The organism is Hymenobacter sp. DG01 (assembly GCF_006352025.1).
Classification (GTDB): Bacteria; Bacteroidota; Bacteroidia; order Cytophagales; family Hymenobacteraceae; genus Hymenobacter.
This window is the reverse complement of sequence record NZ_CP040936.1, coordinates 4,549,755-4,574,160: the sequence shown is the minus strand read 5'-3', so window position 1 is coordinate 4,574,160 and position 24,406 is coordinate 4,549,755. Positions and strand designations below refer to the sequence as shown.

Genomic DNA, 24,406 nt, shown 5'->3' with positions numbered 1-24,406 from the left:
ACCTCGACTGTTGCCCTTTGCCCGAAGAGCCTATATTTTATACACCTGCACCCCCACGCTGGTCAGCACGTAGGCGTACTGCTCGCCTACCAGCACCTGCTGGGCTCCGGCCGCAGGGAGGGGTAGGCGGCGGTCCGTTTGATTGTAAAGGTGCCAGAAATGCAGCCCGTCGGGGGCAAGGTAGTACAGCTCGTCGCCGCGGAAACCCACGTAGCTCAGGCCGGGTAGCGGCAGCTTTTTGCGGTAGTTGCCCAGGTTATCGAACACGTAGATGCCGCTGTTGCGGTCCACGAGGTAGAGGTTGTTCTGGTACTCGCGCAAAAACCGGAAGTCGGGCCGGCTGCGGCCTATCAGCAGGTCGAGGGGGGTAGTGATGGAGAAGCGCTTCTGGCTAGTATCGAACTGCCGAAGCGTCAGGTCCGATTCGTTGAGCAGCCAGTACCGGTCGTCGGGGGCCAGGGTGGCCGCGCGGATCTGCCCATCGAGGTAATCCTGCCAGCGTACTTCGGCTATGGGCGTCAGAAACCGATCCAGTAGCACTACCTGTTGGCGGTCATCATAAAACACCAGCACTTTGGCCGTGTTCCAGGCTTCTACCTGGGCCGTGTGCCCGGGCAGCGGGGGCGAAAAGGTGTTAAGGGACTGCCCATCGGGCCCGTACTGGCGCAGGTTGTTCTGGGCGTCGGCTACGTAAAGGTTGCCGCGCCGGTCCAGGGAGGCCGGGCCCGGCTGGGGCAGGGCAATGGTGCGCACTGGCACCCATGTAGCAGCGGGTTCCCTGGTATCGGCGGGTATTGTAACCACAGGCGCGGCCTGCCCGGCGGGTGCTACCGAGCCGGCGGCCGGCGCGGTGGTCTGGGCGTATGCTGAGCTAAGAGTTAAGAGGACTGAGCTGAGGGCTAAAAACCCAGTTGCTACCTGCTTTCTGATGCTCAGCTCCAGCTGTTCAGCTTTATTTCTCTTGCTCAAAGTGCCGAAGCTCCAGTTGGTTGCCATCATACACGCCGTAGGAGCAATAATTGACCCATTCGCCCAGGTTTACGTAGCGACTTCCTACCCCAACTTCCACATCAAGGGGTAGGTGGCGGTGCCCGAACACGTAGTACTCGTGCGGAAACTGCTGCTGCACTTCGCGGCAGTAGGTCAGCAGCCACTCCTCGTCGCCGAAGTACTGCTCGTCGGCGCCGCCGTTCTGCAGGCGACTGTGCCGGCTCCAGCGGTTGGCAATACCAATGCCCAGGTTGGGGTGCAGACGGGCAAACAGCCACTGCGCCACCGGCGAGGCAAACACGCGCTTCAACACCTTATACGTATGGTCGCCGGGGCCGAGGCCGTCGCCGTGCCCGATGTGAAACTGGTGCCCCCCAATGCGCTGGCTAACCGGGTGGCGCAGCACCGGAATGTTCAGCTCTTTGGTGAAATAGTCGAACATCCACATGTCGTGGTTGCCGGTAAAAAACGTCACGGGCAGGCCGGCATCGGTCAGCTCCGCCAGCTTGCCCTGCAGCCGGATAAAGCCGCGCGGAATGGCGTGCCGGTACTCAAACCAGAAGTCGAAAATATCCCCCAGCAGATAGATGGCGGCTGCATCCTGAGCGGCCGCATCGAGCCAGCGCACGATGCGCCGCTCCCGCTCCAGGGAGCGGGTGGCATCGGGGGCACCCAGGTGAAAATCAGAAGCAAAGTACACGCGGCGGCCAGTGGGCAGCGCGAGGTCAGGCAGTTGCGGCGGGCGCGTCATCCAGTAAAAACAACACGATGCTGCGCGGGCCGTGGGCACCGAGCACCAGCGTTTTTTCAATATCCGCCGTGCGACTAGGCCCGGTGGTGAGGGAAATCATGGAAGGCAACTTGTCGGCGCCGTACTTCTGCTGCATCAGCTTCAGCGCGCCGCCAATGTCGGCTACTACCTGGGAGGTACGGGCCACCACCAAGTGCTGATCGGGGTAGATGCTGAGGCGGCGGCCACTGGCCGTAGCGGCGGCTACCAGCACGCTGCCGGTGCGGGCCACCAGGGCTTCGCAGCTGGTCAGGCCGGCATCGGCCTGGGTCCGGAAATCGGCTTCATCGCCCTGAAACACGATATTGCCTTCGTGCAGCAGCTTTTTCAGCTCCGGCTCCCATACGTAGAGGTGCTCTAGGTTCTTCTCCTTCTTGTAGGTGAAGAGCTGGTCGTAGAAGTGCTCCACCGACTCGCAGTAATAGAACGCGCCACCTACCCGCACAAAGCTCTGGGCGAAGGCCACGGCCAGGTCGTCGGCGGAGGTGGGCCGGGGGTGCAGGGGCGCTGTAAAATCGGGGCGAGCCGGCTGCGGCGCGGGTTGCCGCAACGATTCCCGGATACGGCGCAGGATCAGGTCACGAGAGGTTTCCGCCATACGGTAAAGGTACAAGGATTAGGCATGCGTACCACCCCTACCCCCCTCTGCCCGTGCAAGTGGCTAGGGCCGGCCAGCTCTGGGCCGATGCCGTACCGGCATACCCAAGGGTGGTGGCAGCCCATGCCCCTACCCCAGCCATAAGCAGCAAAAGCTACTGGCCTGCCTGGCATCCTCTCCCTTTAGATAAACGCCTGGCTACTACTAAGCTTGAATTGACTGACCCCACAAGATTATGGGGTAGTATCTGCTGTGTAAACCGTGCGAGAGGGCCGCAAAAGGTACTTCAAGTTGACTCTAGGCCTGGAGGCTGCTGCCGAGAATTGTATAAAAGCAAGTCAGCCTTACTGCTGGCACTCTTTTAGCAACCTGCAACCAAAATCACTTGACCATGAACGATATGCCTCCCTATTCCCCATCTTTGGCCGCCGCTCATGAGCCTACGGCAGCCGACTTTGCGCAATGGGTAGCTGAGTTATTGCCTGGTATTGGAGCGGCCATTGCGCAACAAGGCTTCGAGAAAGGCTGTCAGCTGCCTGCTTTCCAGAGCTACCTGCAGGAGCGGGGGCAACCGGTGCCATAAGGTTACGTGTATACAGCACGCTTCTGTACTCACATAAAAAAACCGCTGCCGGAATAGGCAGCGGTTTTTTTATGTGAGGTTTAATTAGGCTACACCGGCGTTACGGCACTGCCCGTGGGCTCCGTAGCCGAACCGGCCGAGTCGGTGCCGTTGTCAACGCCAGGCAGCTTGAGGTCCGGCAGGTCGTTGCCCAGCGGAACGCCGGGGTGCTCCTGCTTCCGCTCGCTCAGAGTTTCCGAGCGGTCTGTGCCCGACATATGGGCCTGGTAGGTGGTCTGGCTGTCGAAGGGACGCTTGCCCACCAGACGCTCCAGGTCATCCTGCAACAGAATTTCCTTTTCCAGCAGCTCCCTGGCTACTACCTCCAGCTCGTGGCGGCGCTCCGTCAGCAGCTCCTTGGTGCGCACGTACGCCTGCTCAATGATAGCACGTACTTCCTCGTCAATCATCTGGGAGGTAGCTTCTGAATACGGCTTGGTGAAGCCGTACTCATTCTGGCCCTTCGAGTCGTAGAACGATACGTTACCGAGCTTGGCATTCATGCCGTACATGGTCACGATGCTGTAGGCTACCTTCGTAATGCGCTCCAAGTCAGAGAGGGCACCGGTCGAAATCTTACCGAACACCAGCTCTTCAGCGGCGCGGCCACCCAGCGTCATGCACATTTCGTCCATGAGCTGCTCGGTATTGTAGAGGAACTGCTCGCGCGGCAGATACTGGGCATAACCCAGCGCGGCTACCCCGCGGGGCACGATGCTCACCTTTACCAACGGATCGGCGTGCTCCAGAAACCAGCCGGCAATGGCGTGGCCCGCTTCATGGTAGGCCACAATCTTTTTCTCGCCGGGGCTGATGATCTTGTTCTTTTTCTCCAGGCCACCAATCACGCGGTCCACGGCATCGGTGAAGTCCTGCATGGTCACCATCTTCTTGTCGCGGCGGGCGGCAATCAGAGCGGCTTCGTTGCAGACGTTGGCAATTTCAGCACCCGCGAAACCAGGAGTCTGGGCAGCCAGCTTCTTGGCTTCCACGTCGGGGCCCAGCGTCAGCGGCTTCAAGTGCACATTGAAAATCTGGGTACGCCCGTTAATATCTGGCTTGTCGATACTGATCTGACGGTCGAAACGGCCGGGACGCAGCAGCGCCGAATCCAGGGTATCGGGGCGGTTGGTGGCGGCCAGGATGATAACCCCGGAATCGGTACCGAAACCGTCCATTTCTACCAGCAGCGAGTTCAGGGTATTTTCCCGCTCGTCGTTGCCGCCGGGCACGTTGCCGCGCGAACGGCTGCGGCCAATGGCGTCAATTTCGTCGATGAAGATGATGCAGGGAGCCTTAGCTTTGGCCTGCTTGAACAGGTCACGCACGCGGGCCGCGCCTACCCCCACAAACATCTCCACAAAGTCGGAGCCCGACAGAGAGAAGAACGGAACGTCAGCTTCGCCAGCTACAGCCTTAGCCAGCAAGGTTTTACCGGTACCGGGAGGACCTACCAGCAGGGCGCCTTTCGGGATTTTACCGCCAAGGATGGTGAACTTCGAGGGGTTCTTGAGGAACTCCACGATTTCCTGCACTTCCTCCTTGGCTTCTTCCAGGCCGGCTACATCCTTAAAGGTAACTTTCACCTTATCGCCACCCTCAAACAGGGCCGCGCGGGATTTACCAATGTTGAAGATCTGGCCCCCAGGCCCACCTGCCCCGCTCATGCGGCGCATCAGGAACCAGAAACCTACGAACAGCAGAATCATGAAGCCCCAGGTGGTTACGTACTCGCCGTAACCCGTGCGGTCCGTGACTTTCAGGCCTACCTGCCGATCGGGGGGTAGGGTGGCTTGTACCTTATCGAGGTCTTCCTTGAAGGTTTTGCCATCCACCACCCGGAAGCCATACTGAGCACCCTGATCCATGGAGAGGGGCCCGCGCCGCTTCAGCTCCACATCATAGGGAGCCTTCTTGGTAGCGTCGGGTTTCAGCGACACCTCCACCTGCCGGTCGTTCACGAGGGTAATGTCGCGCACGTCGCCGGCGGTAAGCATCTGCTCAAACCGCTTCTGAGTAATTTCGATGAGCGGGTTGCTGCGCGAGAGGTACACCATCCCGAGGATGAGCACCACCAGGCCCGTCAGCACCCAGAGCTGCATCCCGGGCCGGGGCGCGGGAGTAGGCAGCATAGGTTTTTTCTTTTTGGGCGTCGTATCAGACATGAATTGAGGTTGCTAAGACAAGAAACAAAGGCGCAACACGCCACTTGAATGATTGTTGGCGCATCCGCCAGTATTTTGCAAGACGCCGAAGGGAAGGTTTTACCTTACCGCCGCCGGAGTTTCCTCTTCCTCTACGTAGGTAATCTGCGCATCGCCCCACAGCTCTTCCAAGCCGTAGAACTGGCGCCGGTCGCGCAGGAATACGTGCACTACCACGTCCACGTAGTCGAGCAGCACCCACTCCCGGTTCATGCGCCCTTCGGTTTGCCAAGGGTTCTGGCCGGTAAGCTTCTCTACCTCTTCCTCCACGGAGCGGGCAATAGCGTCAATTTGCGTATCTGAAGAAGCCGAGCAGATTATAAAATAATCGGCTACGGCATTTTTAAGGTCTTTGAGGTTGAGTACCACGATATCGGCTGCTTTCTTCTCTTGCATGCCGCGCACTACTACATCTGCCAACTTGTCCGAATCCTGCCGAACCAGGGTACTTTTCATGGGGTATTGTTAGGTTTGAACGTCACAAAGTACGAAAAACAGGTGGAGGCTATATACCCCCAAACGCTCTTCACGGGCCAACAGCTTGTCTGGTTGCCCGAATGCCCCTCGACGAACACCGAGGCATACCAACTGGCTGTCCAAAACCGGGCCACGGATGGTTGCTGCGTCATTACCGACAAACAGACCGCTGGTCGCGGCCAACGTGGCAACCAATGGGAAGCCGCGCCCGGCGAAAACCTGACACTGTCTGTGGTATGGCACCCCGGGTTTTTACCGGCCGCCGACCAGTTTCTGCTGAGCCAGGCCGTAGCGCTAGCCGTGCATGACTGGCTGGTAACCCTGCTCGGCCCCGACCCGGCGCTGCGGGTGAAGTGGCCAAATGATATCTTTTTCGGACATCAAAAGCTGGGTGGCATTCTGATTGAGAACACACTTAACGGCCCGAAGATTCAGCATAGCATCGTTGGGATAGGATTAAATATTAACCAGCGGCAATTTGAAGTGCCCACCGCTACCTCGTTGGGCTGCCTCACCGGCCGGGCCTACACGTTGCCGGCCCTGGTGGCCCGGCTGCTGGAAAGCCTGGAGCGGCGCTACCTGCAGCTGCGCTCCGGCAAGGTGGGTGCCCTGCGCGCCGAGTACCTGCGGGTGCTGTACCGCTTTCAGGAAGAACACGAGTACGAAGCCGCCGGCCGCCGCTTCCGGGGCCAGATTGTGGGCGTGGATGAAACCGGCCGCTTGGCTGTAGCCACGAAAGGCGAACTGCATTATTTCGATTTAAAAGAAATTCGCTATATATGATGACTCAGCGAAACGGGCGGGGTAGGGCTGATGCCAGGGCTGCCTGTTTCCAGCCGGCTCTGTAGGCATTGTTTCCGGGTGCTGATCAGGCCAAAGGCAATAATTCTATTCAATATTACCATCTTCACTTTCAACTATTTACTATCCTCTATCGTAAGTTTACTTAAACATTTATGCAACCTTATTCCTTACTTGCGCATCTGCCTGACAACCCCGCCTCTCCAATGAGGCATGGTAGTTGTCTATCCAGAGGCAGGCGGCAGTATCTGCCGCTTTGTCCTACGGAGGATAATCGTACTTATTTGACTTTGCCGCGCGGCCTGGCCGTGCGCTCCAGACGCCGACTGAATGCCATGAAACTTACTACGCGCTTTTTCCCTGTACTGCTGCTGCTGCTGTGGCAACTGCCGCTGCTGGCCGCTACGGTTCGGCTGGAAGCCAACCTCCTTCACGCTACCCCCTCCCGGCCCTTGCAACAGGTAACGCCGGTAGTTGCGCCCCCCTCCCCTGGGGTCACTACCTCGGCAGCCGCCCGCATGCTGGCTCCGGCTTTGTCCGTGTACCCCAACCCTTCTCGGGGCCTGATTACGGTGTCCGTGGGGCAGAAGCTGCCCTGGGGCGACTACAAGCTGCGCCTGAGCAACATCATTGGGCGGGAGGTGCGCAGCGTACTGCTGCGGCCGGAAGCTGCTGATGGGGGTATGAACCTGAACCTTTCGGACCTGCCGCCCGGCATGTATTTCTACAGCCTGGTGCAGAATGATAAGGTGGTTTCCACTAAGCGCCTGGTGCTACAGAACTAAGTGCTTCTGAATACGATTAGAAAAGCAGCCTCCGGTGGGGCTGCTTTTTTTGTGCCCGCAGGGGTAGCACGGCAGAAACTCCTTGGTAGCACGCAACCTGATTCGCGGCTCTCGCTACTTATTCTCTACTTTTGATCTTTCACTGATTTCCTTCCGGACCCTAAAACCCGTCGTTCAGCAGCGGGCTGGCCGTGGTCAGCCTCACTTTATTTCGTATGCGGAGTTACAAAAGCCTGAATAATCTGGTCGGCTGGCTGGTATTTGCCCTCGCCACCATCACGTATCTACTCACCTTGGAGCCTACGGCTTCGTTCTGGGACTGCGGCGAGTTTATTGCCTGTTCCTACAAGCTGCTGGTGCCTCACCCTCCCGGGGCCCCTACCTTTCTGCTGTTGGGCCGTCTGTTTTCCCTGCTCTCCTTTGGCGATGTAACCAAAGTGTCGGTGCTGGTAAACGCGCTGTCGGCGCTGAGCTCTTCGTTCACGGTGCTGTTCCTGTTCTGGATTATCACCATGCTGGCCAAGAAGCTGGTGCTACACCGCCCCGGCCTGCACGACGACCGGAACCTAGAGCCGACTTCGGGCCAAACCCTGCTGATTCTGGGTGCCGGCGCGGTGGGTGCTTTGGCTTATGCCTTCTCCGATTCGTTCTGGTTTAACGCCGTGGAGGCCGAGGTGTACGCTATGTCCTCCTTGTGCACAGCGGCCGTGGTGTGGCTGATGCTGAAGTGGGAAAACCGCGCCGACGAGGCCGACTCCGACCGGTGGCTGGTGCTCATTGCTTACGTTATTGGCCTCAGCATCGGGGTTCACTTGCTGAACCTGCTGGCTATTCCGGCCCTGGGCTTCATCTACTATTACCGCCGCACCCAGAACCCCACTACCAAAGGTGGCATCATTACGCTGGTAGTGAGTAGCATTATTGTGGGTCTGATTCTGGCCGGCATCATTCCCGGTCTCCCTACCCTGGCGGGCGCATTTGAAGTGTTCTTCGTGAATAGCTTCGGCCTGCCCTTCAACTCGGGCCTGGTGTTCTTCCTGCTGCTGTTTGTGGGTGTGCTCTGGTTTGGCTTCCAGCAGTCGTTCAAGCGCCGCAGCCGCCTCTTGAACACGGTGATGCTGAGCTTGGTATTCATCCTGATTGGCTATTCGAGCTACCTGATTGTACCCATCCGTAGCTCCTACCACCCTACCATCAATGAAAACGCCCCCGAGGATGTACTGTCCTTCGTGAGCTACCTGAAGCGCGAACAGTACGGCGACCGGCCTCTGCTCTACGGCCCGCAGTTTAATGCCCAGCCCATTGCCCAGGAAGACGGCGCGCCCCGCTACGTGCGCCAGGGCGACAAGTACGTGGTAGCCGAGTACCGCCCCGTGTTGCAGTATGCCTCCGAGGATAAAATGCTGCTACCCCGCCTGTACAGCAACGACCCGCTGCACCTCTACAACTACAAAAAGTGGGTTGATATTCAGGATGGGGTGAAGCCGACCATGGGCCAAAACCTGAGCTTCCTGTTCAAGTACCAGATGGGCCACATGTTCTGGCGCTACTTCATGTGGAACTACGTGGGCCGCGAGGGCGACATTCAGCAGTCGGGCATTTTGTGGGGTAGTGGTGCCGGTGCCGGTCTGCCCGAGCGCATTGCCGACAGTCCCGCCCGGAATGCTTTCTTTGCCCTACCCCTCATTCTGGGTGTATTGGGCCTGTTCCTGCACGTCCGCCGCGACGGCCGCAACGCCTTTATCGTGGGCTTGCTGTTCCTGTTCACGGGCCTGGCCATTGTGCTCTACTTGAACCAGCCACCCATCGAGCCGCGTGAGCGGGATTATACCTTCGCGGGTGCCACGTTTGCCTTCGCCATCTGGATTGGCTTGGGTGTACTTGCCCTGGCCGAGCTGCTGGAGAAAGTGGTGAAGTCAGAGACGGCGCGGGCCGGCGTGGTAACGCTACTGGGCCTGGTAGTACCGGGCATCATGGTAGCCCAGGGCTGGGACGACCACAACCGCTCCGACCGTTATCTGTCCGTGGATTCGGCCAAAAACCTGTTGAACTCCCTGGCCCCGAACGCCATCCTGTTCACCAACGGCGACAACGATACCTTCCCGCTCTGGTACGCCCAGGAAGTAGAAGGCGTCCGCACCGACGTGCGCGTGGCCGTACTGAGCTACCTGAACACCGACTGGTATATCGACCAGATGAAGCGCCGCGCTTATAAGTCGCAGGCGCTGCCCATCTCCATGGAGAATGCCAACTACAAGCAAGGCACCAACGACTACCTGCCCTACGCTGAGAACCCGGCGGTAAAGGACATTGACGTGCGCCAGTTTATGCAGCTGGTTAACCAGAACAGCCCTCTGCTGCAGGTTAGCTACGGCGATGGCTCGAAGTCTCTGCTGTCCTTCCCTTCCCGCAAGTTCTATCTGCCCATTGACACGGCAGCCGTAGAGAAGCTGGGCATTATTCCGGCTGACCGCCGCGGGCAGCTGGTGCCGCGCATGGAGTGGGAAGTGAGCAAGAGCGCCATCGAGAAGAAGAGCCTCGTGATTCTCGACATTCTGGCCACCAACAACTGGCAGCGCCCCGTGTACTTCTCCAGCACCGTGGACTCCCGCGACTTCATGGGTCTGCAGCCCTACTTCCAGCTTGATGGCATGGCCTACCGTATCCTGCCCGCCAAAGACCCCAACTACGACCCCAAAGGGGGTAGCGATGAGGGCTACGTGGCTACGGAGCTGATGTACGACAACCTGATGAAGAAATTCGCTTTCCGGGGCCTGAATAACCCCACTATCTTCTACGACGAGAACAACCTGCGCTTCCCGGCCAACTACCGCGACAAGTTCTCGCGCCTGGCTAACGCCCTGCTGGCTCAAGGCGACAAGGCCCGCGCCAAGCAAGTACTCGACAAAGCGTTTGAGGTGATGCCCGACAAGGCTATTCCCTATGATTACTACGTGCCCCAGTTCATTCCGGCTCTGGTAGCCGTAGGTGAGCAGCAGCGCGCCAACGAAATCATGGACACGATGACTGGCCGTGCCGAGCGGGCCCTGGCCTACTACAGCACCCACAACAGCGCCCTGTTTGACCAGGAGTTCCAGACCTACCTGATGTCGTTGAACAGTATCGGCCGCGCCGCCGAGCAGATTGGCGACCAGCAGCGGGCCACCAAGGCCATCAGCCTGCTGCAGCAGTACTACCAGCGCTAAGCCGCATGGTTTTTGCCACCACAGAAGCCGGCTCCGGAAACGGGGCCGGCTTCTGTCGTTAGAAAGCCTACCTTGAAGTCGTCTCGTCCTACCTCCCTACCCCTTCCTTACCGTGAAACCTTTCTATCTGCTGCTATTCGTATTGCTGGGCTTGGGTAGTACCCCCTGCCTCCAGGCTGCGCCGCGTCGGGATTTTGCTACCCAGTACCGAGCCGAACGACGCATCATCATCGACACCCGACGGGAAGGCGACAGTGTACGGCTTTACCTGCGTTTTCCGAACACGGCCCTTATCCGGCGCGGCTTCCCACTGCACATAGCTCTCTGGGCCGATTACGATGCTAAGCGGGCCATTTGGCAGGATACTGTTCGGCGGTTTGCCGGGCGGCTGCAGCCCGATGGCGAAGGTGCCCGCATAGATTTTTGCCTGCCCCTCCCGCGGCTGCGAGCCGGCCAGGTACTCAGCTTAGCCGCCGGTCCCGCCGACGAAGCTGCCTCCGGCGAGGCTGGCTGGCTGCGTCTGACCCCGGAGCATCTTTCCCGCTCCTTCATCCTGACTGATTCCGTAGGACAGCCGCTACTGCGCCACTACGTGCGGGCCGGGGAGCCGTTTATGGTTGACTCGTACGGCGAAGATCTGAACGTGCAGGCCTACCGCTACCCGCTCAGCTCCCTGCCCGCGGCCCCACCCATGACGAGTCCTGGCGCCATGCCCGCCCAGCCCCGCAAGCTCAGCGCGCAAGATTCGACGCGCTACCGGGCTGGTAGCCTGCTGCGCCTGCAACCGGGCATGTATCTGCTGCGAGTAAACCCTGCGGAGTCACGCAGTGGCATCTTGGTGGAAGAGAATACCTTCCCGGCGCTTACTTCCGCCGATGAGCTCATTGCGCCCCTGGTTTACCTGACTACCTCCGTGGAGCGCAAAAAGCTGTTTGATGCGCCCGAGCCTAAGAAGGCCGTGGATCAGTTTTGGCTCGCGGTGGCCGGAGGAAACCAAACCATTGCCAAGCAGCTGATCCGCACGTACTACGGGCGGGTGCAGGAAGCCAACCAGTTTTTTTCAGCCCACAAAGCCGGCTGGCTTACCGACCGTGGCCTGTTATATCTGGTGCTAGGGCCGCCGGAAAGCGTGTATCGGGAGGCGGGCGAAGAGCGCTGGGTGTATCGTGCCGACCAGGGCATGGGCGGCACGTTCGTGTTCCGCGCCAAACCCAGTACCTTTGCACCTGATAACTATGAACTGGTGCGCCGCCCCGAGTACGAACAACTCTGGTATGCCGCCGTGGAGCAATGGAGAAAAGGACGAACCGCCCGCCCCGGCCGCTAACTGAGCGCCGCCAATTTTTTGATTCTGAAAACCGCCCGGTACCCAACCGGCGGCCGGCCTCGCGCGACTCCGAAGGTCGGTCTGAGGAAGGACGATTTGAAGGCAGCCGCGCCGAAGGTGGCCGCTACGAGGGCAGTCGCTCGGACAAGCCACGCTACCCCCACCGCCCGGCCCAGGACCGCAGCATCGACATGATTTTCGGGTTGCGTCCGATTCTGGAAGCCCTGAACGCCGGCCGGACCCTGGACAAGATTTTCTTGCTGCGCGGCACCAAGAACTCCATGACCCAGGACATTACGGCCCTGGCCAAAACGGCCAATATCCCGGTGTCGATGGTGCCCATTGAAAAGCTCGACGGCATCACCCGCAAAAATCACCAGGGCGCGGTAGCCTACGTATCGCCGATTGACTACATGCCCCTGGACAGCATTCTGGCCGGCTTGTATGAGGAAGGCAAAACCCCACTGCTGCTGGTGCTGGACCGCATTACCGATGTGCGCAACTTCGGCTCCATTGCCCGCAACGCCGAGTGTATGGGTGTGCACGCCATTGTGGTGCCCAGCCGCGGCGCTGCCCAGGTGAACGGCGACGCCCTGAAAACCTCGGCCGGCGCCCTGAACCTGATTCCGGTGTGCCGGGAGCCCAACCTGAAAGATACCCTCACCTTCCTGCGTGAGTCGGGGGTGCAGGTAGTGGCCTGCACCGAGAAATCCGACGCCAGCTTGGAAGCCGAAACCGTGGACCTGACCGGGCCTCTGGCTATTCTGATGGGTAGCGAAGAGGATGGCATCAGCCCCGAGTACCTGCGTCTCGCCGACCACAAGCTGCGCATCCCGATGGCCGGTCAGATCAGCTCCCTCAACGTATCGGTAGCCAGCGGCATCATGCTCTACGAGGTACTGCGGCAGCGCTTGGTGAAGGCATAAACCATTAGTGCTCCTGTTTACGAAAAAGGCGTTCTGGTTTGTAACCGGAACGCCTTTTTCGTAAACAAACGCTTCACCTCATTATTCATCCCACTGCAGCTTCACCCGGTCACGCTGCTCTTCGTTCAGATATAAGTCGCCGTTGACGGAAGCTTGCCGAACGGTAATATCCAACGCCTTGCCATTCAGCACCACGTTGAAGCTTACAGTACGGCGGTAATTTTCTTCTCCTCCCTTCATTAGGTAGGCCTCGGTGTGGTCAACCAACGTGTATTGCGCCCCTCCATTCTTGAACGACAACTCGTAGTTTTCCATCCCGGCATTAGCTACGCCACCGGGCCGGTGATAGGGCCAGTAGGTAAATTTTCGCCAGCTGCTGGAATCTAGTACGGCCGGATACTGTAACTCCGTTTTGGCAGCGGTGCCGAAGCGGTACACCAGGTAAGCCGCTTTCGGGCCTTCGCAAACGGAAGCCGTTTTACCGCTGCTTGTTACAAACGAAAGGATGGTCCTTTCGCCTGGCCGGCGTAACACGTCGGGCGCAGGTTTTACCTGCTGAGCCGGGGCTGCGCCTACAGCCAGCCATAGGGGGGTAGCAAAGGCCAGAATTTGGATACTCATTAGTTATACCCTACCCCCTTCTTCGACTTCACATCGGCTACAAACTCTTTCACGCGCTGTTCTTCGGTCCGCTTGCAGATGAGCAGCACGTTGTCGTACTCGGCCACGATGTAGCCCTCGAGGCCTTGAACTACCACGAGGCGCTCGGGCGGCGTTTTGATAACGCACTCACTCGTGTCATAGAGCAGGGCATTGCCGTCCACTACGTTTTCATCGGCGTCGTGCTGGCCCATGCGGTGCAGCGAGTCCCAGGTGCCCAGGTCGCTCCAGCCAAAATCGGCGGGTAGCACATACACGTTATCGGCCTTTTCCATCACACCATAGTCGATGCTGATGTTGCGGCAGCGGGTGTAGGCGCGGGAGATAAAATCTTCTTCCTTTGGGGTTCCCAGCTCGTCCCAGCCTTCATCAAACACCTCGGCAATATCACTGAGATACTGGTGGAAGGCGTGGATAATAGCATCGGCCCGCCACACGAACAAGCCCGAGTTCCAGAGGAAGTCCCCGCTGGCCACAAACATCTTGGCCAGCTCCAGATTCGGCTTTTCAGTAAAGGTCTTCACCTTGCGCAGCGTTTGCGGGAAAACACCATCCTCGTGGCCGGGGGCAGTTTGCACGTGTTCCGGCTGCACTACCTCATCAATAAACTGAATGTAGCCGTAGCCGGTATCGGGGCGTGAGGGCTGAATGCCCAGTGTAATGAGCACATTGTGGGTACGGGCGCCATCCACGGCCGTCCGAATGGCCTCCCGGAAGTTTTCCTCGTGCATTACAGCGTGGTCGGCGGGGGTTACCACAATCACGGCTTCCGGGTCGCGCTGGGCAATGCGGTAGCTGGCGTAAGCAATGCAGGGCGCGGTGTTGCGGCCGATGGGCTCGCCCAGAATCTGGTCGAAGGGCAGTTCCGGCAGATGCTGGTGTACCAGCTCGGTATAGTCGCGGTTGGTGACCACAAACACATTTTCAGCCGGACAAATGCCTCGGAACCTATCTACGGTGAGCTGAAGCATGGAGCGCCCCAGCCCTAGTACGTCATGAAATTGCTTGGGGTGATGGGTGCGGCTAAAGGGCCAGAAACGGCTGCCAATGCCACCAGCCATTACAACGAGATACGTATGTTGTTCCATCGAAGCCGGACGTAACGCCCGTGTTTAGGAAAAGAATATACTCAGCAAAAAGCCAAAATAGGGAAATTCAGACTCTCCGTGTAAAGCGTGTAGCTACGCAGAAACTGACTTGCGCTGTATTTGGGCTTTCGGGCAATGATAGCGGAATATTTATTATGTATAATAATATCTGTAAATTATTTAATTATATCCCTTCATCACACACTACCCCTCGCCATACCACGAAGCCCAGTCTGACTGCCCCAGCCGGCTACACCAGTCCCTCCCGCAGCAAATCGTGCAGGTGAATGAAGCCAGCAAAGCGGCCGCCCTGGGTTACTACCAGTTGGGTAATGTTGCGGCTTTGCATGCGGGCCAATGCTTCCGCCGCAAAATCCTCTACATCAATCGTAACGGGAGCCGGCGTGAGGATGTCCCGGGCCCGCACCGTTTCCAGTCGTCCTTCAAAAGAGGTAAGCATGCGGCGCAGGTCGCCGTCGGTGATGATGCCTACCAGCTCGCCCCCGGCGTTGAGCACGGCGGTGGCACCCAGGCGCTTGCCCGAAATTTCCAGGATAATGTCTTTAAGCGGAGCGGAGTCGGCTACCTGGGGCTGCTGGTTCTGGCGACTCAGGTCGCCCACTTTCAGGTAGAGCTGCTTGCCCAGCGTGCCGCCGGGATGCAGGCGGGCAAAATCCTGGCGGGTAAACTCGCGGCTTTCCAGCAGGCACACGGCCAGGGCATCGCCCAGGGCCAGGGCGGCGGTAGTGGAAGTAGTAGGAGCCAGGTTGTGGGGGCAGGCCTCACGGTCCACGGGGGCATGCAGCACGTAGTCGGCCTGCACGGCAAGGTAGGAGTCGGCGTTGCTGACCAAGGCCGCCAGCGGTACGCCTTTGCGCTTCAGCAGGGGCACCAGCACCTTGATTTCGGGAGTATCGCCGGATTTACTGATGGCAATAACGAAATCGTTGGCCTGAATCATGCCCAGGTCGCCGTGGATGGCGTCGGCGGCATGCATAAACAGGGCTGGCGTACCCGTAGAGTTGAACGTGGCCACCATCTTACCCGCGATGTGGGCGCTCTTACCAATACCGGTTACTACTACCCTACCCCGCAAAGAGAGTATGGCTTCTACGCATAGTGCAAAATCAGGAGTCTGTGCTATGGCATCGGCAACTCCCTGAATGGCTTCCGCTTCCTGCTGAAGCACTTTTTTTGCAAGTAAGTTGAGTTCGTTCTGCGGTTTCAATCTAAATTTGGTATTGCGTATCGGAAGCTCAGCAGTAGCGCGTTTTCAGGAATAAACCCGAATTCTTTACCCTAACTGCTTAGTACCAAATACCATAAAATCCCTAGATTGAGTTAGCAACACCGTCGTGTCGTTTATCCAATCTACCACCCCAATTGAGTAAGTGAGGATGTCCATGCCAGCCGTGAAACAACAAGTGCAGCAAGAGGCTGATTTGAAAGGCAAGTTAAAGGAAGTTTTTGGGTACGGTCAGTTCCGCGGCGTACAGGAAGACATCATTCAGAACGTTATTGCTGGCAATAACACGTTCGTAATTATGCCTACCGGCGCGGGCAAAAGCCTGTGCTATCAGCTTCCGGCGCTTGTCCTGCCGGGCACGGCCATCGTCATTTCGCCCCTTATCGCCCTGATGAAAAATCAGGTGGACCAACTCAACGCCTTCGGGGTAAACGCGCAGTTTCTGAACTCGACGTTGTCGAAGTCAGAGATGAACAAGGTGAAAAAGGACGTGATTAGCGGCGAGGTGAAGCTGCTGTATGTGGCGCCCGAAAGCCTGACCAAGGACGAAACCATCGAGTTCCTTAATAAAGCCACCATCAGCTTCGTAGCTATTGACGAGGCGCACTGTATTTCGGAGTGGGGCCACGACTTCCGCCCTGAGTACCGCAAAATCCGCAGCATTATTGACGGGCTAGGCGTACAGGTGCCCATTATTGCCCTCACGGCTACCGCTACCCCCAAGGTGCAGCAGGACATCCAGAAAAACCTGCAGATGGACGATGCCTCGGTGTTCAAGACCTCGTTCAACCGCACCAACCTCTACTACGAGGTACGCCCCAAGCATAACACCAAAAAGCAGCTGATTCAGTACGTGAAGCTGCGCAAGGGCCAGGCCGGTATTGTGTACTGCCTGAGCCGCAAGAAGGTAGAAGAAATTGCCGAGCTGCTGAAGGTGAACGACGTGCGGGCCCTACCCTACCACGCCGGCCTCGACCCGCATGTGCGCATGGCTAACCAAGACGCCTTCCTGAACGAGGAGTGCGACGTGATTGTGGCTACCATTGCCTTCGGCATGGGCATCGATAAGCCCGACGTGCGCTTCGTAATTCACTACGACACGCCGAAGAGCATTGAAGGCTACTACCAGGAAACCGGCCGCGGCGGCCGTGACGGCCTGGAGGGCGACTGCCTGATGTTCTACAGCTATGACGACATCGTGAAGCTGGAGAAGTTCAACAAGGACAAGCCCGTAACGGAGCGCGACAACTCCAAGCTGCTGCTGCAGGAAATGGCCAATTACGCCGACTCGGCGGTGTGCCGGCGCAAGCAGCTGCTGCACTACTTCGGCGAGCATTTCGAGAAGGACTGCGGCTTCTGCGACAACTGCAAGCACCCCAAAGAGCGGTTTGAGGCCAAGCAGGAGGTAGTAATGGCCCTGAAAGCCGTGGTGCAGACCGACGAGCGGTTTGGCCTCGACCACATTGGCACCGTGCTTATGGGCATGAACAACCCGCACGTAGAAAGCTACGGCCACGACAAGCTGCCCGTGTACGGCCAGGGCAAAGAGCACGACGCTCAGTTCTGGCACTCGCTTTTGCGCCAAGTGCTGCTGAGTGGTTACCTGGAAAAGGACATCGAAAACTTTGGCGTGGTGAAGATTACGGCCAAGGGCATCGACTTCATTGAAAATCCGCATTCAATCAAGCTCACCAAGGACCATAACTACGAGGAAGAGGTGAAAGAAGAACAGGAACAAGAAGAAGTTCAGCAGGCGGCCGGTCACGACGAGGCCCTGTTCGACATGCTGAAGGCCCTGCGCAAGAAAGTGGCCCAGCAGAAAAATCTGCCCCCCTACGTGCTATTCCAGGACCCGAGTCTGAAGGAAATGGCCACGACTTTCCCCACCAAAATGGACGACCTGGCCCACGTGTCGGGGGTAGGCCAGGGCAAGGCGCAGAAGTTTGGCGCGCCCTTCCTGGCCCTGATCCAGAAGTACGTGGACGAAAACGACATTGTAACGGCCGCCGATGTGGTGGTGAAATCGGCCGTTAACAAGTCGAAAATCAAGATTTACATCATTCAGCAGATCGACAAGAAGATGGACCTGGAGGAAATTGCTTCCTCCAAGGGCATTGACATGCGGGAGCTGATGGAGGAAATCGAACACATCTGCTACGCCGGCACCAAGCTCAACCTCGATTACTACATCGACGGGGTGCTGGACCAGGACCGTCAGGACGAAATCTACGACTACTTCATGTCGGCCCAGACCGACAACATTGCCGTGGCCCTCAAGGAGCTCGGCACCGACGACTACACCGAGGAAGACCTGCGCCTGATGCGCATTAAATTCCTGAGCGAGGTAGCCAACTAAATCACGGATTCCGTGAAAGGCTGAATTTCCTGGAAAGCCCCGCTACACAGCGGGGCTTTTTGGTGCGCCTGGGGGTAGGGCTACTGCCCAGGCAGGGGCCGAAGCGTGGTTGGCAGCAGGTGTACGTGTACTTTTGGGTGCGCACCTCGTTTCCTATTTTTCTCGCTTTTCTGATGGCACACTATATTCTCGGCATTAACTGCAGCGGTTTTCACTCTTCGGCGTGTTTGCTGGGGCCCGATGGGCGAGTGATGGTTGCCATTGCCGAGGAGCGCCTGAGCCGCATAAAGCAGGATAAGTCGTTTCCGCGCCTGGCTGTCCGCTACTGCTGCGAGGCGGCGGGCATTGCCCTGGCCGATGTTGCCGAGGTGTTTATCGGCTGGAATCCGGCGCCCTACCTGCTGCAGCCCCAGCAAGCCCTGGCGGAGGCCTTCCAGAACCGGGGCAAGCTGGCCCAGCTCACCCTCAACGAACTGGCCGCGCTGCAGGGTGGCGTCAGCAGCATCGGGCAAACCCTGACTAGCCTGGAGGGCGCCCCTATGCGCCTGCACTATGTGGACCACCACCGCGCCCACCTGGCCAACGCCCTGCTGCAATCCGGGTTTGATGAAGCCGATTTTTTTGTGGCCGATGGGTTTGGGGAAACCACCACCGGAATGCTGGGCACGGCTACCCCGGCGGGCCTGCAGGAGTTGGCCGCCAACCGCACGCCCCACTCCCTGGGCTTGTTTTACGGGGCCTTTACTGAGTTTCTGGGGTTCCGGCCTAACGGCGATGAGTGGAAGATTATGGCCCTGGCCGCCCGTGGTAACTCCCAGACCTACTACGAGCTGCTGCGGCCGCTGATTCAGGTTAATGGCCTGCAGTTCGAGCTGGACCTGCGCTACTTCGAGTTTTTCCTGTTTTTCACCCCGCACTACTATTCGCCCAAGCTGGTAGAACTGCTGGGCCCGCCCCTACGCCCCGGCGCCGAGCCAACCCAGCGTGAGCTGGATGTAGTGGCTGCCGTGCAGCGCATTACGGAGGAAGTAGTATTTGAGCTGCTCCACAACCTGCACGCCCGCACCGGACAGCGCCGCCTGGTGCTGGGCGGGGGCGTGCTGATGAACTCCGTGCTCAACGGTAAGCTCACGCGCCACACGCCTTACACAGAAGTATTTATCGGGGGTACCCCCGATGATACGGGCATTAGCGTGGGCAGCGCCTTATATGGGCGCCAGTTTGTACTTGAGCTACCCACGACAGCTTCGGCCAGTACGCACAACTTTTTCGGGCGCGAGTACACCGAGGCGGAAATGGAAGCCGAATTGCAGCGGCGCAAGCTGCGCTACGAGCACCCTGCCAATCTCCCGGAGTCTGCGGCCGCTCTGCTCCACGACGGGCAGGTGCTGGGGTGGTTTCAGGGAGCTTCGGAGTTTGGGCAGCGGGCGTTGGGGCACCGCAGCATCCTGGCCAACCCTACCCTACCCGACATGAAAAACCGGGTCAATGCCAGCATCAAGTACCGCGAAGCCTTCCGCCCCTTCGCCCCTGCCGTACCCGAGGAGCGCCAGCACGAGTTTTTCGAGCTACCGGAGGGCGAAACGGCTTACTTCATGGAGAAAGTATTTCCGCTGCTCGCCCCGGCCCGACAGCAGCTCCCGGCCGTGACGCACGACGACGGCACCGGCCGCCTGCAAAGCGTGCGCGCCGAGAACAATCCGCTGTTTCACGAGCTGCTGCTCGCTTTCGAGCGGCGTAGCGGCGTGCCGGTGCTGCTCAACACGTCCTTTAACCTCAACGGCATGCCCCTGGTCGAGTCGCCGGCCGATGCCTTGGACTGCTACCTGCGCTCCGGCCTCGATGCGCTGGTGCTGGGGCCATTTCTGCTACGGAAATAAGAAGCCACGAATTGAAACACAAAAAAGCCCGCCGAAACTCAGGTTTCGGCGGGCTTTTTCTGTGGCTCGGACTTCCGTACGAATTAAAGTCCGGGTCGCGTGCTAGCAATGCTCTTCGAAAGCGCCTTGCAGGTTGTTGACGATACGCATCAGGTCGTTGCCTTCAATGTGGTAGCGCTCAATCATGTGTACCAGCTCACCATCTTTGAACAGGGCGATGCAGGGGCTGCTGGGGGGGTAGGGCAGCATGTGCTCCCGGGCCTTGGCTACGGCCTCGGTTTCCATGCCGGCAAATACCGTCACCAGTTTGGCCGGCTTCTTATCGGAGCTGGAAACGGCCATTTTCAGGGCGGGGCGGGCTTTAGCGGCCGCACAGCCGCACACCGAGTTTACGGCTACCAGTACGGTGCCGCTTTGCTCGTTGAGCACGGAATCAACTTCTTCGGGGGTCATCAGCTGCTCGAAACCGGCCTCTACGAGGTCCTGGCGAATCGGCGCTACCATGTATTCGGGATACGTGGCCATAGGTGAAAGCTAGGCTTTAAGGTGAACTTTTCCGGCGGCGAACAGCCGGCGGCGCAACAAAATTACGCAACTGCCGCCGCACTGGCGCAGTTGGCTTGTATAACCACAATTCGGGTCCGGAAGTTTACTACCTGCCACCCTGGTCCGAGAATTGCTACGGTTGCCCAAACCTTGCCCATTATTGCCATGACCTACGCCGAATTTCTCGCTTCCCAAACCCAGCCTACCCCGCCCGCGGGCCTCTCGCCCCTGCTGCTGGCCCTCTGGCACGCCGGCCGCGACGAATGGCACCAGGCCCACGACATTGCCCAGGACAACGAGCATGACCCGCTCCAGAACTGGCTGCATGCCTTTCTGCACCGCCAAGAAGGCGACCCAGGCAACGCCGCCTACTGGTACCGCCGCGCCAGCCGGCCGGTATTCAGCGGTACTCTGCGCCGCGAATGGGAGGAAATCGTTCGAACCCAACTTCCCGGATAATGGGTAACTGCGCTTGACTTATATTCTATTGCATCTTGATATAGTTAAATCAAATTTCATTTATCATCTTGATTTACGGCCCTTTGCGCAATTAAAATTATATTTATCCCGCGCCTTTGAAACCGGCGGTATGCAATGCGAAAGATCCTTCTTTTACCAGCTGCTTTGCTGCTGACGGCCCCGGCAGCTCTGGCCCAGGTAGATACGGTGCGGGCCACTACCCTGCCCCCGGCCCAGCTGGCCGAGAAACTCTACAACAGCGGCGTAGCCAAGTTCAATCAGAAAAGCTACCGGGCCGCCCTGCAGGACTTTGACCGGGCCCTGGCCGCCAAGCCCGATTTCGCCAAGGCCTACTACAACCGCGCTGCCGTGCGCTACGAGCTGAAAGACTACCAGCCAGCCGTGCAGGATTACGATCAGGCCATCAAGCTCGATCCTAGTACGTTCGGCTCCTACTTCGGTCGGGCTCAGGCGCGGGAGGCGCTCCGGCAGCCCACCGAGGCCGAGCAGGACTACGGCAAAGCCGCCGAGCTCAAGGCCGATTACGCGCCCGCCTGGTATTACCGCGGGGCCCTGCGCTTTGAGAAGGCCGACTACCAGGGAGCCAAGGCCGACTTTGACGCCGCTATTAAGGCTGATCCGGCCTATGCTTACGCCTGGCACGACCGGGCCAGTACCCACCGCCAGCTGGGCAACCTGCCCGCTGCCATTCAGGACTACACCCAGGCCCTGAAGCTTCAGCCTGAGCTGCTACCGGCCCTGCTGAACCGGGCCGCTACCCGCCGCCGCGCCGGCGACCTGAAAGGCGCCCTGCAGGACTACAACGACTACCTGGCCAAAAAGCAGGACAATGCCCTGGCCTACACCAACCGCGGCAGCGCCCGCTACGAGCAGGGCGATTACAAGGGTGCCGTGGAAGATTTCAGCCGGGCTGTGGCGCTGGATGCCGGCTACGCCTTCGCCTGGAACAACCGTGCCGCCGCCTACCTCAAGCTGGAAGATTACAAGCGCGCTGAAGCCGACGCTACCAAAGCCCTGGGCCTGAACCCGCAGTACGCCGAGGCCTACCTCAACCGCGGCCACGCCCGCGAGATGCTGCGCCTCTCCGATGCCGCCTGCCAGGACTGGCGCAAAGCCGGCGAGCTGGGCCTGGAAATCGGGAATGCCCACGCCGCCAACTCCGGCTGCGGAGCTGAGTAGCCCTAACGGCCCTGCGCCCTCCGCGAAAAACATTGTGCCCTCTGCGGGCTACCACCGCCGTGACGACAATCATGCACAAATATTTACTAGCCTTCCTCTTACTCTCCGCTACGGCCGCTTCTGCCCAGAACGTGGAGTTCAGCAAAGACCGATTCGGTAACGACAAGGAGGGGCTGAAAACCGCTCAGAAGGAACTCAAGACCGGCGACGAGTTCTACGACCTGGACCCGCCCCGCTACGAGCAGGCTCTGCCTCACTACCTGGCCGCCCAGAAGTTTAACCCCAACAACGCCCAGCTCAACCTCAAAATTGGGGACTGCTACCTGAACTCCGGCTTTAAGCCCCGGGCGCTGGAGTATCTGCAGAAGGCCTACCAGCTAAACCCCGATGTTGACCCGCGCATCCATTACCTGCTGGGCCGGGGCCTGCACCTGAATGCCAAGTGGGACGAGGCCATTGCCGAGTACAAGCGCGCTACCCCCGCGGGCGGCGCCAAGAACACGGCTGGTCTGACCCAGGACATCCAGAAAAAAATTCGGGAGTGTGAGAATGGCCGCAAGCTGGCTGCTAAGCCCAGCCGCGTTTTTATTGATAACGCCGGGCCCGGCGTGAACTCGCCCTACCCTGAGTATGGCCCCGTTATTACCGCCGACGAATCGGTGATTCTGTTTACCTCGCGCCGGCCAGGCTCCACGGGGGGCCAGAAAGACCCCGACTCCGGGGGGTTCATGGAGGACATTTATACCAGCACCCGCACCACCCAGGGCAACTGGGTGGACGCCCGCAACCTAGGCGAATCGGTAAACACCGAGGGGCACGATGCCACTGTTGGCCTCTCGCCCGACGGGCAGCGCCTGCTGGTGTATCTGGAGGACAATGGCGGCGACCTGCACGAGGCCAACCTACGGGGCGCGGAGTGGCGCAAACCGCAGAAACTGGGCTCGCGCATCAACTCGAAGTACCACGAGTCGTCGGCAGCCTACACGCCCGACGGGCGCAGCCTCTACTTCGTGACCGATAAGGAAGGAGGCCTGGGCGGACGCGACATCTACCGGATTGAAATGGAAGGCCGCGGCCCGGCCGTGAATCTGGGGTCCGTCATCAACACCCAGTACGGCGAGGAAGGCGTGTTTCTGCACCCCGATGGCAAAACGATGTACTTCTCCTCGGAGGGGCACAACTCCATGGGTGGCTACGACATTTTTAAGTCGGTGTACCAGAACGGCAAGTGGAGCGCCCCGGAAAACCTGGGCTGGCCCATCAATACCCCCGACGACGACGTGTTTTTCGTGATATCGGCCTCGGGCCGCCACGGCTACTACTCCTCATTCCGGGATGACGGGCTGGGCTCCAAGGACATCTATCAGATTACGTTCCTGGGCCCTGAAAAGCCGCCCATGCTCAGCCAGGAAGACCAGCTGCTGGCTTCGCGCGTGCAGCCCGTGAAGGAAACCCTGTTGGCCCCGCCGGTGGCCATTGCCTCGGCCCAGGTAACCATTCTGAAGGGGGTAGTAACCGATGAAGCCAGCAAGCAGCCCACCGAGGCTACCATCGATGTAATTGACAACTCTCTAAACCAGGTTATTGCTTCTTTCCAGAGTAACGCGCAGTCGGGGCGCTACCTGGTGTCGTTGCCTTCGGGCGTGAACTACGGCATTGTGGTACGAAAAGACGGCTACCTGTTCCACTCCGAAAACTTCGATTTGCCGGCCGGAGCCGCGTATTCAGAGGTAGTGAAAAACATTGCCCTCAAGAAGCTGGACGTGGGCGTGAAGGTGGTGCTCAACAACATTTTCTTCGATACCGGCAAGGCTACGCTGCGTAAGGAAAGTACCAACGAGCTGGAGCGCCTGCAGAAGCTACTCCTGGAAACGCCAGCCCTGCGCCTGGAAATTTCGGGCCACACCGACAACGTGGGCAAGGCCGACTACAACAAGGACCTCTCGCAGCGCCGGGCCCAGGCCGTGGTCGATTATCTGCTGGCCAAGGGCATCGACAAAAGCCGCCTAACCTCTCTGGGCTACGGGGACACCCAGCCGGTAGCGACGAATACCACGGCGGTAGGACGCCAGCTCAACCGCCGCACTGAGTTCAAGGTGACGGGCAAGTAACGGCCTGATGTGTTTTAGCCCAGAGGGCGCTGAGTTGAGCCCGGAGGATGCAGAGTCTGTTGAACGACCTGCGGTCCTCTGGGCTTAGTTCAGCGCCCTCTGTGGGTTAAAAATCCAGTTAAACGTCTGAACTG

At 59.0% G+C, this 24,406-nt stretch carries 20 protein-coding genes; 11 read left to right on the top strand and 9 right to left on the bottom strand.

Annotation, left to right across the window (positions count from 1 at the left end):
- Positions 1 to 30: 30 nt before the first annotated feature.
- Genes FGZ14_RS19545 through FGZ14_RS19535 form a run of 3 tightly spaced genes read right to left on the bottom strand, consistent with a single transcriptional unit; the run spans position 31 to position 2,378 of the window.
- Positions 31 to 999, bottom strand: a complete 969-nt coding sequence (locus FGZ14_RS19545) for a hypothetical protein (protein ID WP_139925832.1) — start codon at positions 997 to 999, stop codon at positions 31 to 33.
- Positions 953 to 1,741: a UDP-2,3-diacylglucosamine diphosphatase gene (locus tag FGZ14_RS19540; RefSeq protein WP_139925831.1), complete on the bottom strand. Its 789-nt coding sequence runs from the start codon at positions 1,739 to 1,741 to the stop codon at positions 953 to 955. The genes FGZ14_RS19545 and FGZ14_RS19540 overlap by 47 nt, the downstream gene beginning before the upstream one ends.
- A complete protein-coding gene (locus tag FGZ14_RS19535; RefSeq protein ID WP_139925830.1) occupies positions 1,716 to 2,378 on the bottom strand; it encodes an LUD domain-containing protein in 663 nt (220 codons plus the stop codon). Before FGZ14_RS19535 ends, FGZ14_RS19540 begins: the two co-directional genes overlap by 26 nt.
- 400 nt (positions 2,379 to 2,778) lie before the next feature.
- Between FGZ14_RS19535 and FGZ14_RS19530 the strand changes: the two genes are divergently transcribed.
- A complete protein-coding gene (locus FGZ14_RS19530; protein ID WP_139925829.1) occupies positions 2,779 to 2,961 on the top strand; it encodes a hypothetical protein in 183 nt (60 codons plus the stop codon).
- 89 nt (positions 2,962 to 3,050) lie between these two features.
- Here FGZ14_RS19530 and ftsH read toward each other — a convergent pair whose 3' ends face one another.
- Together ftsH and rsfS are read right to left on the bottom strand one after the other, a co-directional pair.
- The gene (gene ftsH, locus FGZ14_RS19525; protein WP_139925828.1) at positions 3,051 to 5,165 is read right to left on the bottom strand and encodes an ATP-dependent zinc metalloprotease FtsH; all 2,115 of its coding nucleotides are present in this window, start codon (positions 5,163 to 5,165) and stop codon (positions 3,051 to 3,053) included.
- A 99-nt stretch (positions 5,166 to 5,264) separates the two neighbouring features.
- Positions 5,265 to 5,660, bottom strand: coding sequence for a ribosome silencing factor (rsfS, locus tag FGZ14_RS19520; RefSeq protein ID WP_110976925.1), 396 nt, complete (start codon positions 5,658 to 5,660; stop codon positions 5,265 to 5,267).
- Positions 5,661 to 5,675: 15 nt separating this feature from the next.
- Here rsfS and FGZ14_RS19515 point away from each other — a divergent pair, with 15 nt between their 5' ends.
- From FGZ14_RS19515 to rlmB, 5 genes are all read left to right on the top strand, one after another.
- Complete coding sequence (locus FGZ14_RS19515) at positions 5,676 to 6,464, top strand: biotin--[acetyl-CoA-carboxylase] ligase (RefSeq protein ID WP_139925827.1); 789 nt, start codon at positions 5,676 to 5,678, stop codon at positions 6,462 to 6,464.
- Between the two features lie 353 nt (positions 6,465 to 6,817).
- Entirely contained in the window at positions 6,818 to 7,267 is a 450-nt protein-coding gene (locus FGZ14_RS19510) for a T9SS type A sorting domain-containing protein (protein WP_180754425.1), read from the top strand.
- Positions 7,268 to 7,482: 215 nt separating this feature from the next.
- Positions 7,483 to 10,473, top strand: coding sequence for a DUF2723 domain-containing protein (locus FGZ14_RS19505; protein ID WP_139925825.1), 2,991 nt, complete (start codon positions 7,483 to 7,485; stop codon positions 10,471 to 10,473).
- A gap of 112 nt (positions 10,474 to 10,585) precedes the next feature.
- Positions 10,586 to 11,800, top strand: a complete 1,215-nt coding sequence (locus FGZ14_RS19500) for a GWxTD domain-containing protein (protein WP_139925824.1) — start codon at positions 10,586 to 10,588, stop codon at positions 11,798 to 11,800.
- Positions 11,764 to 12,726: a 23S rRNA (guanosine(2251)-2'-O)-methyltransferase RlmB gene (gene rlmB / locus FGZ14_RS19495; RefSeq protein WP_139925823.1), complete on the top strand. Its 963-nt coding sequence runs from the start codon at positions 11,764 to 11,766 to the stop codon at positions 12,724 to 12,726. The genes FGZ14_RS19500 and rlmB overlap by 37 nt, the downstream gene beginning before the upstream one ends.
- Positions 12,727 to 12,807: 81 nt before the next feature.
- Here the strand turns inward: rlmB and FGZ14_RS19490 are convergent, their stop codons facing one another.
- From FGZ14_RS19490 to FGZ14_RS19480, 3 genes are all read right to left on the bottom strand, one after another.
- Positions 12,808 to 13,347, bottom strand: coding sequence for a hypothetical protein (locus FGZ14_RS19490; protein ID WP_139925822.1), 540 nt, complete (start codon positions 13,345 to 13,347; stop codon positions 12,808 to 12,810).
- On the bottom strand, positions 13,347 to 14,474 hold the full coding sequence (locus tag FGZ14_RS19485) for a mannose-1-phosphate guanylyltransferase (protein ID WP_139925821.1): 1,128 nt from the start codon (positions 14,472 to 14,474) through the stop codon (positions 13,347 to 13,349). Before FGZ14_RS19485 ends, FGZ14_RS19490 begins: the two co-directional genes overlap by 1 nt.
- A gap of 250 nt (positions 14,475 to 14,724) precedes the next feature.
- Positions 14,725 to 15,702 carry a KpsF/GutQ family sugar-phosphate isomerase gene (locus tag FGZ14_RS19480; RefSeq protein WP_139925820.1) on the bottom strand — a complete coding sequence of 326 codons (978 nt, stop codon included), beginning with the start codon at positions 15,700 to 15,702 and terminating at the stop codon, positions 14,725 to 14,727.
- A gap of 175 nt (positions 15,703 to 15,877) precedes the next feature.
- Between FGZ14_RS19480 and recQ the strand changes: the two genes are divergently transcribed.
- Positions 15,878 to 18,076: a DNA helicase RecQ gene (recQ, locus tag FGZ14_RS19475; RefSeq protein ID WP_139925819.1), complete on the top strand. Its 2,199-nt coding sequence runs from the start codon at positions 15,878 to 15,880 to the stop codon at positions 18,074 to 18,076.
- 173 nt (positions 18,077 to 18,249) lie between these two features.
- Positions 18,250 to 19,956, top strand: a complete 1,707-nt coding sequence (locus FGZ14_RS19470; RefSeq protein ID WP_139925818.1) for a carbamoyltransferase C-terminal domain-containing protein — start codon at positions 18,250 to 18,252, stop codon at positions 19,954 to 19,956.
- 102 nt (positions 19,957 to 20,058) lie between these two features.
- Here the strand turns inward: FGZ14_RS19470 and FGZ14_RS19465 are convergent, their stop codons facing one another.
- Entirely contained in the window at positions 20,059 to 20,481 is a 423-nt protein-coding gene (locus tag FGZ14_RS19465) for a BrxA/BrxB family bacilliredoxin (RefSeq protein WP_139925817.1), read from the bottom strand.
- A gap of 186 nt (positions 20,482 to 20,667) precedes the next feature.
- Between FGZ14_RS19465 and FGZ14_RS19460 the strand changes: the two genes are divergently transcribed.
- The 3 genes from FGZ14_RS19460 to FGZ14_RS19450 all read left to right on the top strand — a co-directional run bounded on the left by FGZ14_RS19460 (position 20,668) and on the right by FGZ14_RS19450 (position 24,272).
- Positions 20,668 to 20,961, top strand: a complete 294-nt coding sequence (locus tag FGZ14_RS19460; protein ID WP_139925816.1) for a hypothetical protein — start codon at positions 20,668 to 20,670, stop codon at positions 20,959 to 20,961.
- A gap of 135 nt (positions 20,962 to 21,096) precedes the next feature.
- Positions 21,097 to 22,161, top strand: a complete 1,065-nt coding sequence (locus FGZ14_RS19455) for a tetratricopeptide repeat protein (protein ID WP_139925815.1) — start codon at positions 21,097 to 21,099, stop codon at positions 22,159 to 22,161.
- Positions 22,162 to 22,232: 71 nt separating this feature from the next.
- The gene (locus FGZ14_RS19450) at positions 22,233 to 24,272 is read left to right on the top strand and encodes an OmpA family protein (RefSeq protein WP_139925814.1); all 2,040 of its coding nucleotides are present in this window, start codon (positions 22,233 to 22,235) and stop codon (positions 24,270 to 24,272) included.
- The last annotated feature ends 134 nt before the right edge of the window (positions 24,273 to 24,406 follow it).

Bases quoted from the DNA above. Each gene is read 5' to 3' on its own strand.
- FGZ14_RS19545 (WP_139925832.1), bottom strand. From the start codon at position 999: ATGATGGCAACCAACTGGAGCTTCGGCACTTTGAGCAAGAGAAATAAA.
- FGZ14_RS19540 (WP_139925831.1), bottom strand. From the start codon at position 1,741: ATGACGCGCCCGCCGCAACTGCCTGACCTCGCGCTGCCCACTGGCCGC.
- FGZ14_RS19535 (WP_139925830.1), bottom strand. From the start codon at position 2,378: ATGGCGGAAACCTCTCGTGACCTGATCCTGCGCCGTATCCGGGAATCG.
- FGZ14_RS19530 (WP_139925829.1), top strand. From the start codon at position 2,779: ATGCCTCCCTATTCCCCATCTTTGGCCGCCGCTCATGAGCCTACGGCA.
- ftsH (WP_139925828.1), bottom strand. From the start codon at position 5,165: ATGTCTGATACGACGCCCAAAAAGAAAAAACCTATGCTGCCTACTCCC.
- rsfS (WP_110976925.1), bottom strand. From the start codon at position 5,660: ATGAAAAGTACCCTGGTTCGGCAGGATTCGGACAAGTTGGCAGATGTA.
- FGZ14_RS19510 (WP_180754425.1), top strand. From the start codon at position 6,818: ATGAAACTTACTACGCGCTTTTTCCCTGTACTGCTGCTGCTGCTGTGG.
- FGZ14_RS19505 (WP_139925825.1), top strand. From the start codon at position 7,483: ATGCGGAGTTACAAAAGCCTGAATAATCTGGTCGGCTGGCTGGTATTT.
- rlmB (WP_139925823.1), top strand. From the start codon at position 11,764: ATGGAGAAAAGGACGAACCGCCCGCCCCGGCCGCTAACTGAGCGCCGC.
- FGZ14_RS19490 (WP_139925822.1), bottom strand. From the start codon at position 13,347: ATGAGTATCCAAATTCTGGCCTTTGCTACCCCCCTATGGCTGGCTGTA.
- FGZ14_RS19485 (WP_139925821.1), bottom strand. From the start codon at position 14,474: ATGGAACAACATACGTATCTCGTTGTAATGGCTGGTGGCATTGGCAGC.
- recQ (WP_139925819.1), top strand. From the start codon at position 15,878: ATGCCAGCCGTGAAACAACAAGTGCAGCAAGAGGCTGATTTGAAAGGC.
- FGZ14_RS19470 (WP_139925818.1), top strand. From the start codon at position 18,250: ATGGCACACTATATTCTCGGCATTAACTGCAGCGGTTTTCACTCTTCG.
- FGZ14_RS19465 (WP_139925817.1), bottom strand. From the start codon at position 20,481: ATGGCCACGTATCCCGAATACATGGTAGCGCCGATTCGCCAGGACCTC.
- FGZ14_RS19460 (WP_139925816.1), top strand. From the start codon at position 20,668: ATGACCTACGCCGAATTTCTCGCTTCCCAAACCCAGCCTACCCCGCCC.
- FGZ14_RS19455 (WP_139925815.1), top strand. From the start codon at position 21,097: ATGCGAAAGATCCTTCTTTTACCAGCTGCTTTGCTGCTGACGGCCCCG.
- FGZ14_RS19450 (WP_139925814.1), top strand. From the start codon at position 22,233: ATGCACAAATATTTACTAGCCTTCCTCTTACTCTCCGCTACGGCCGCT.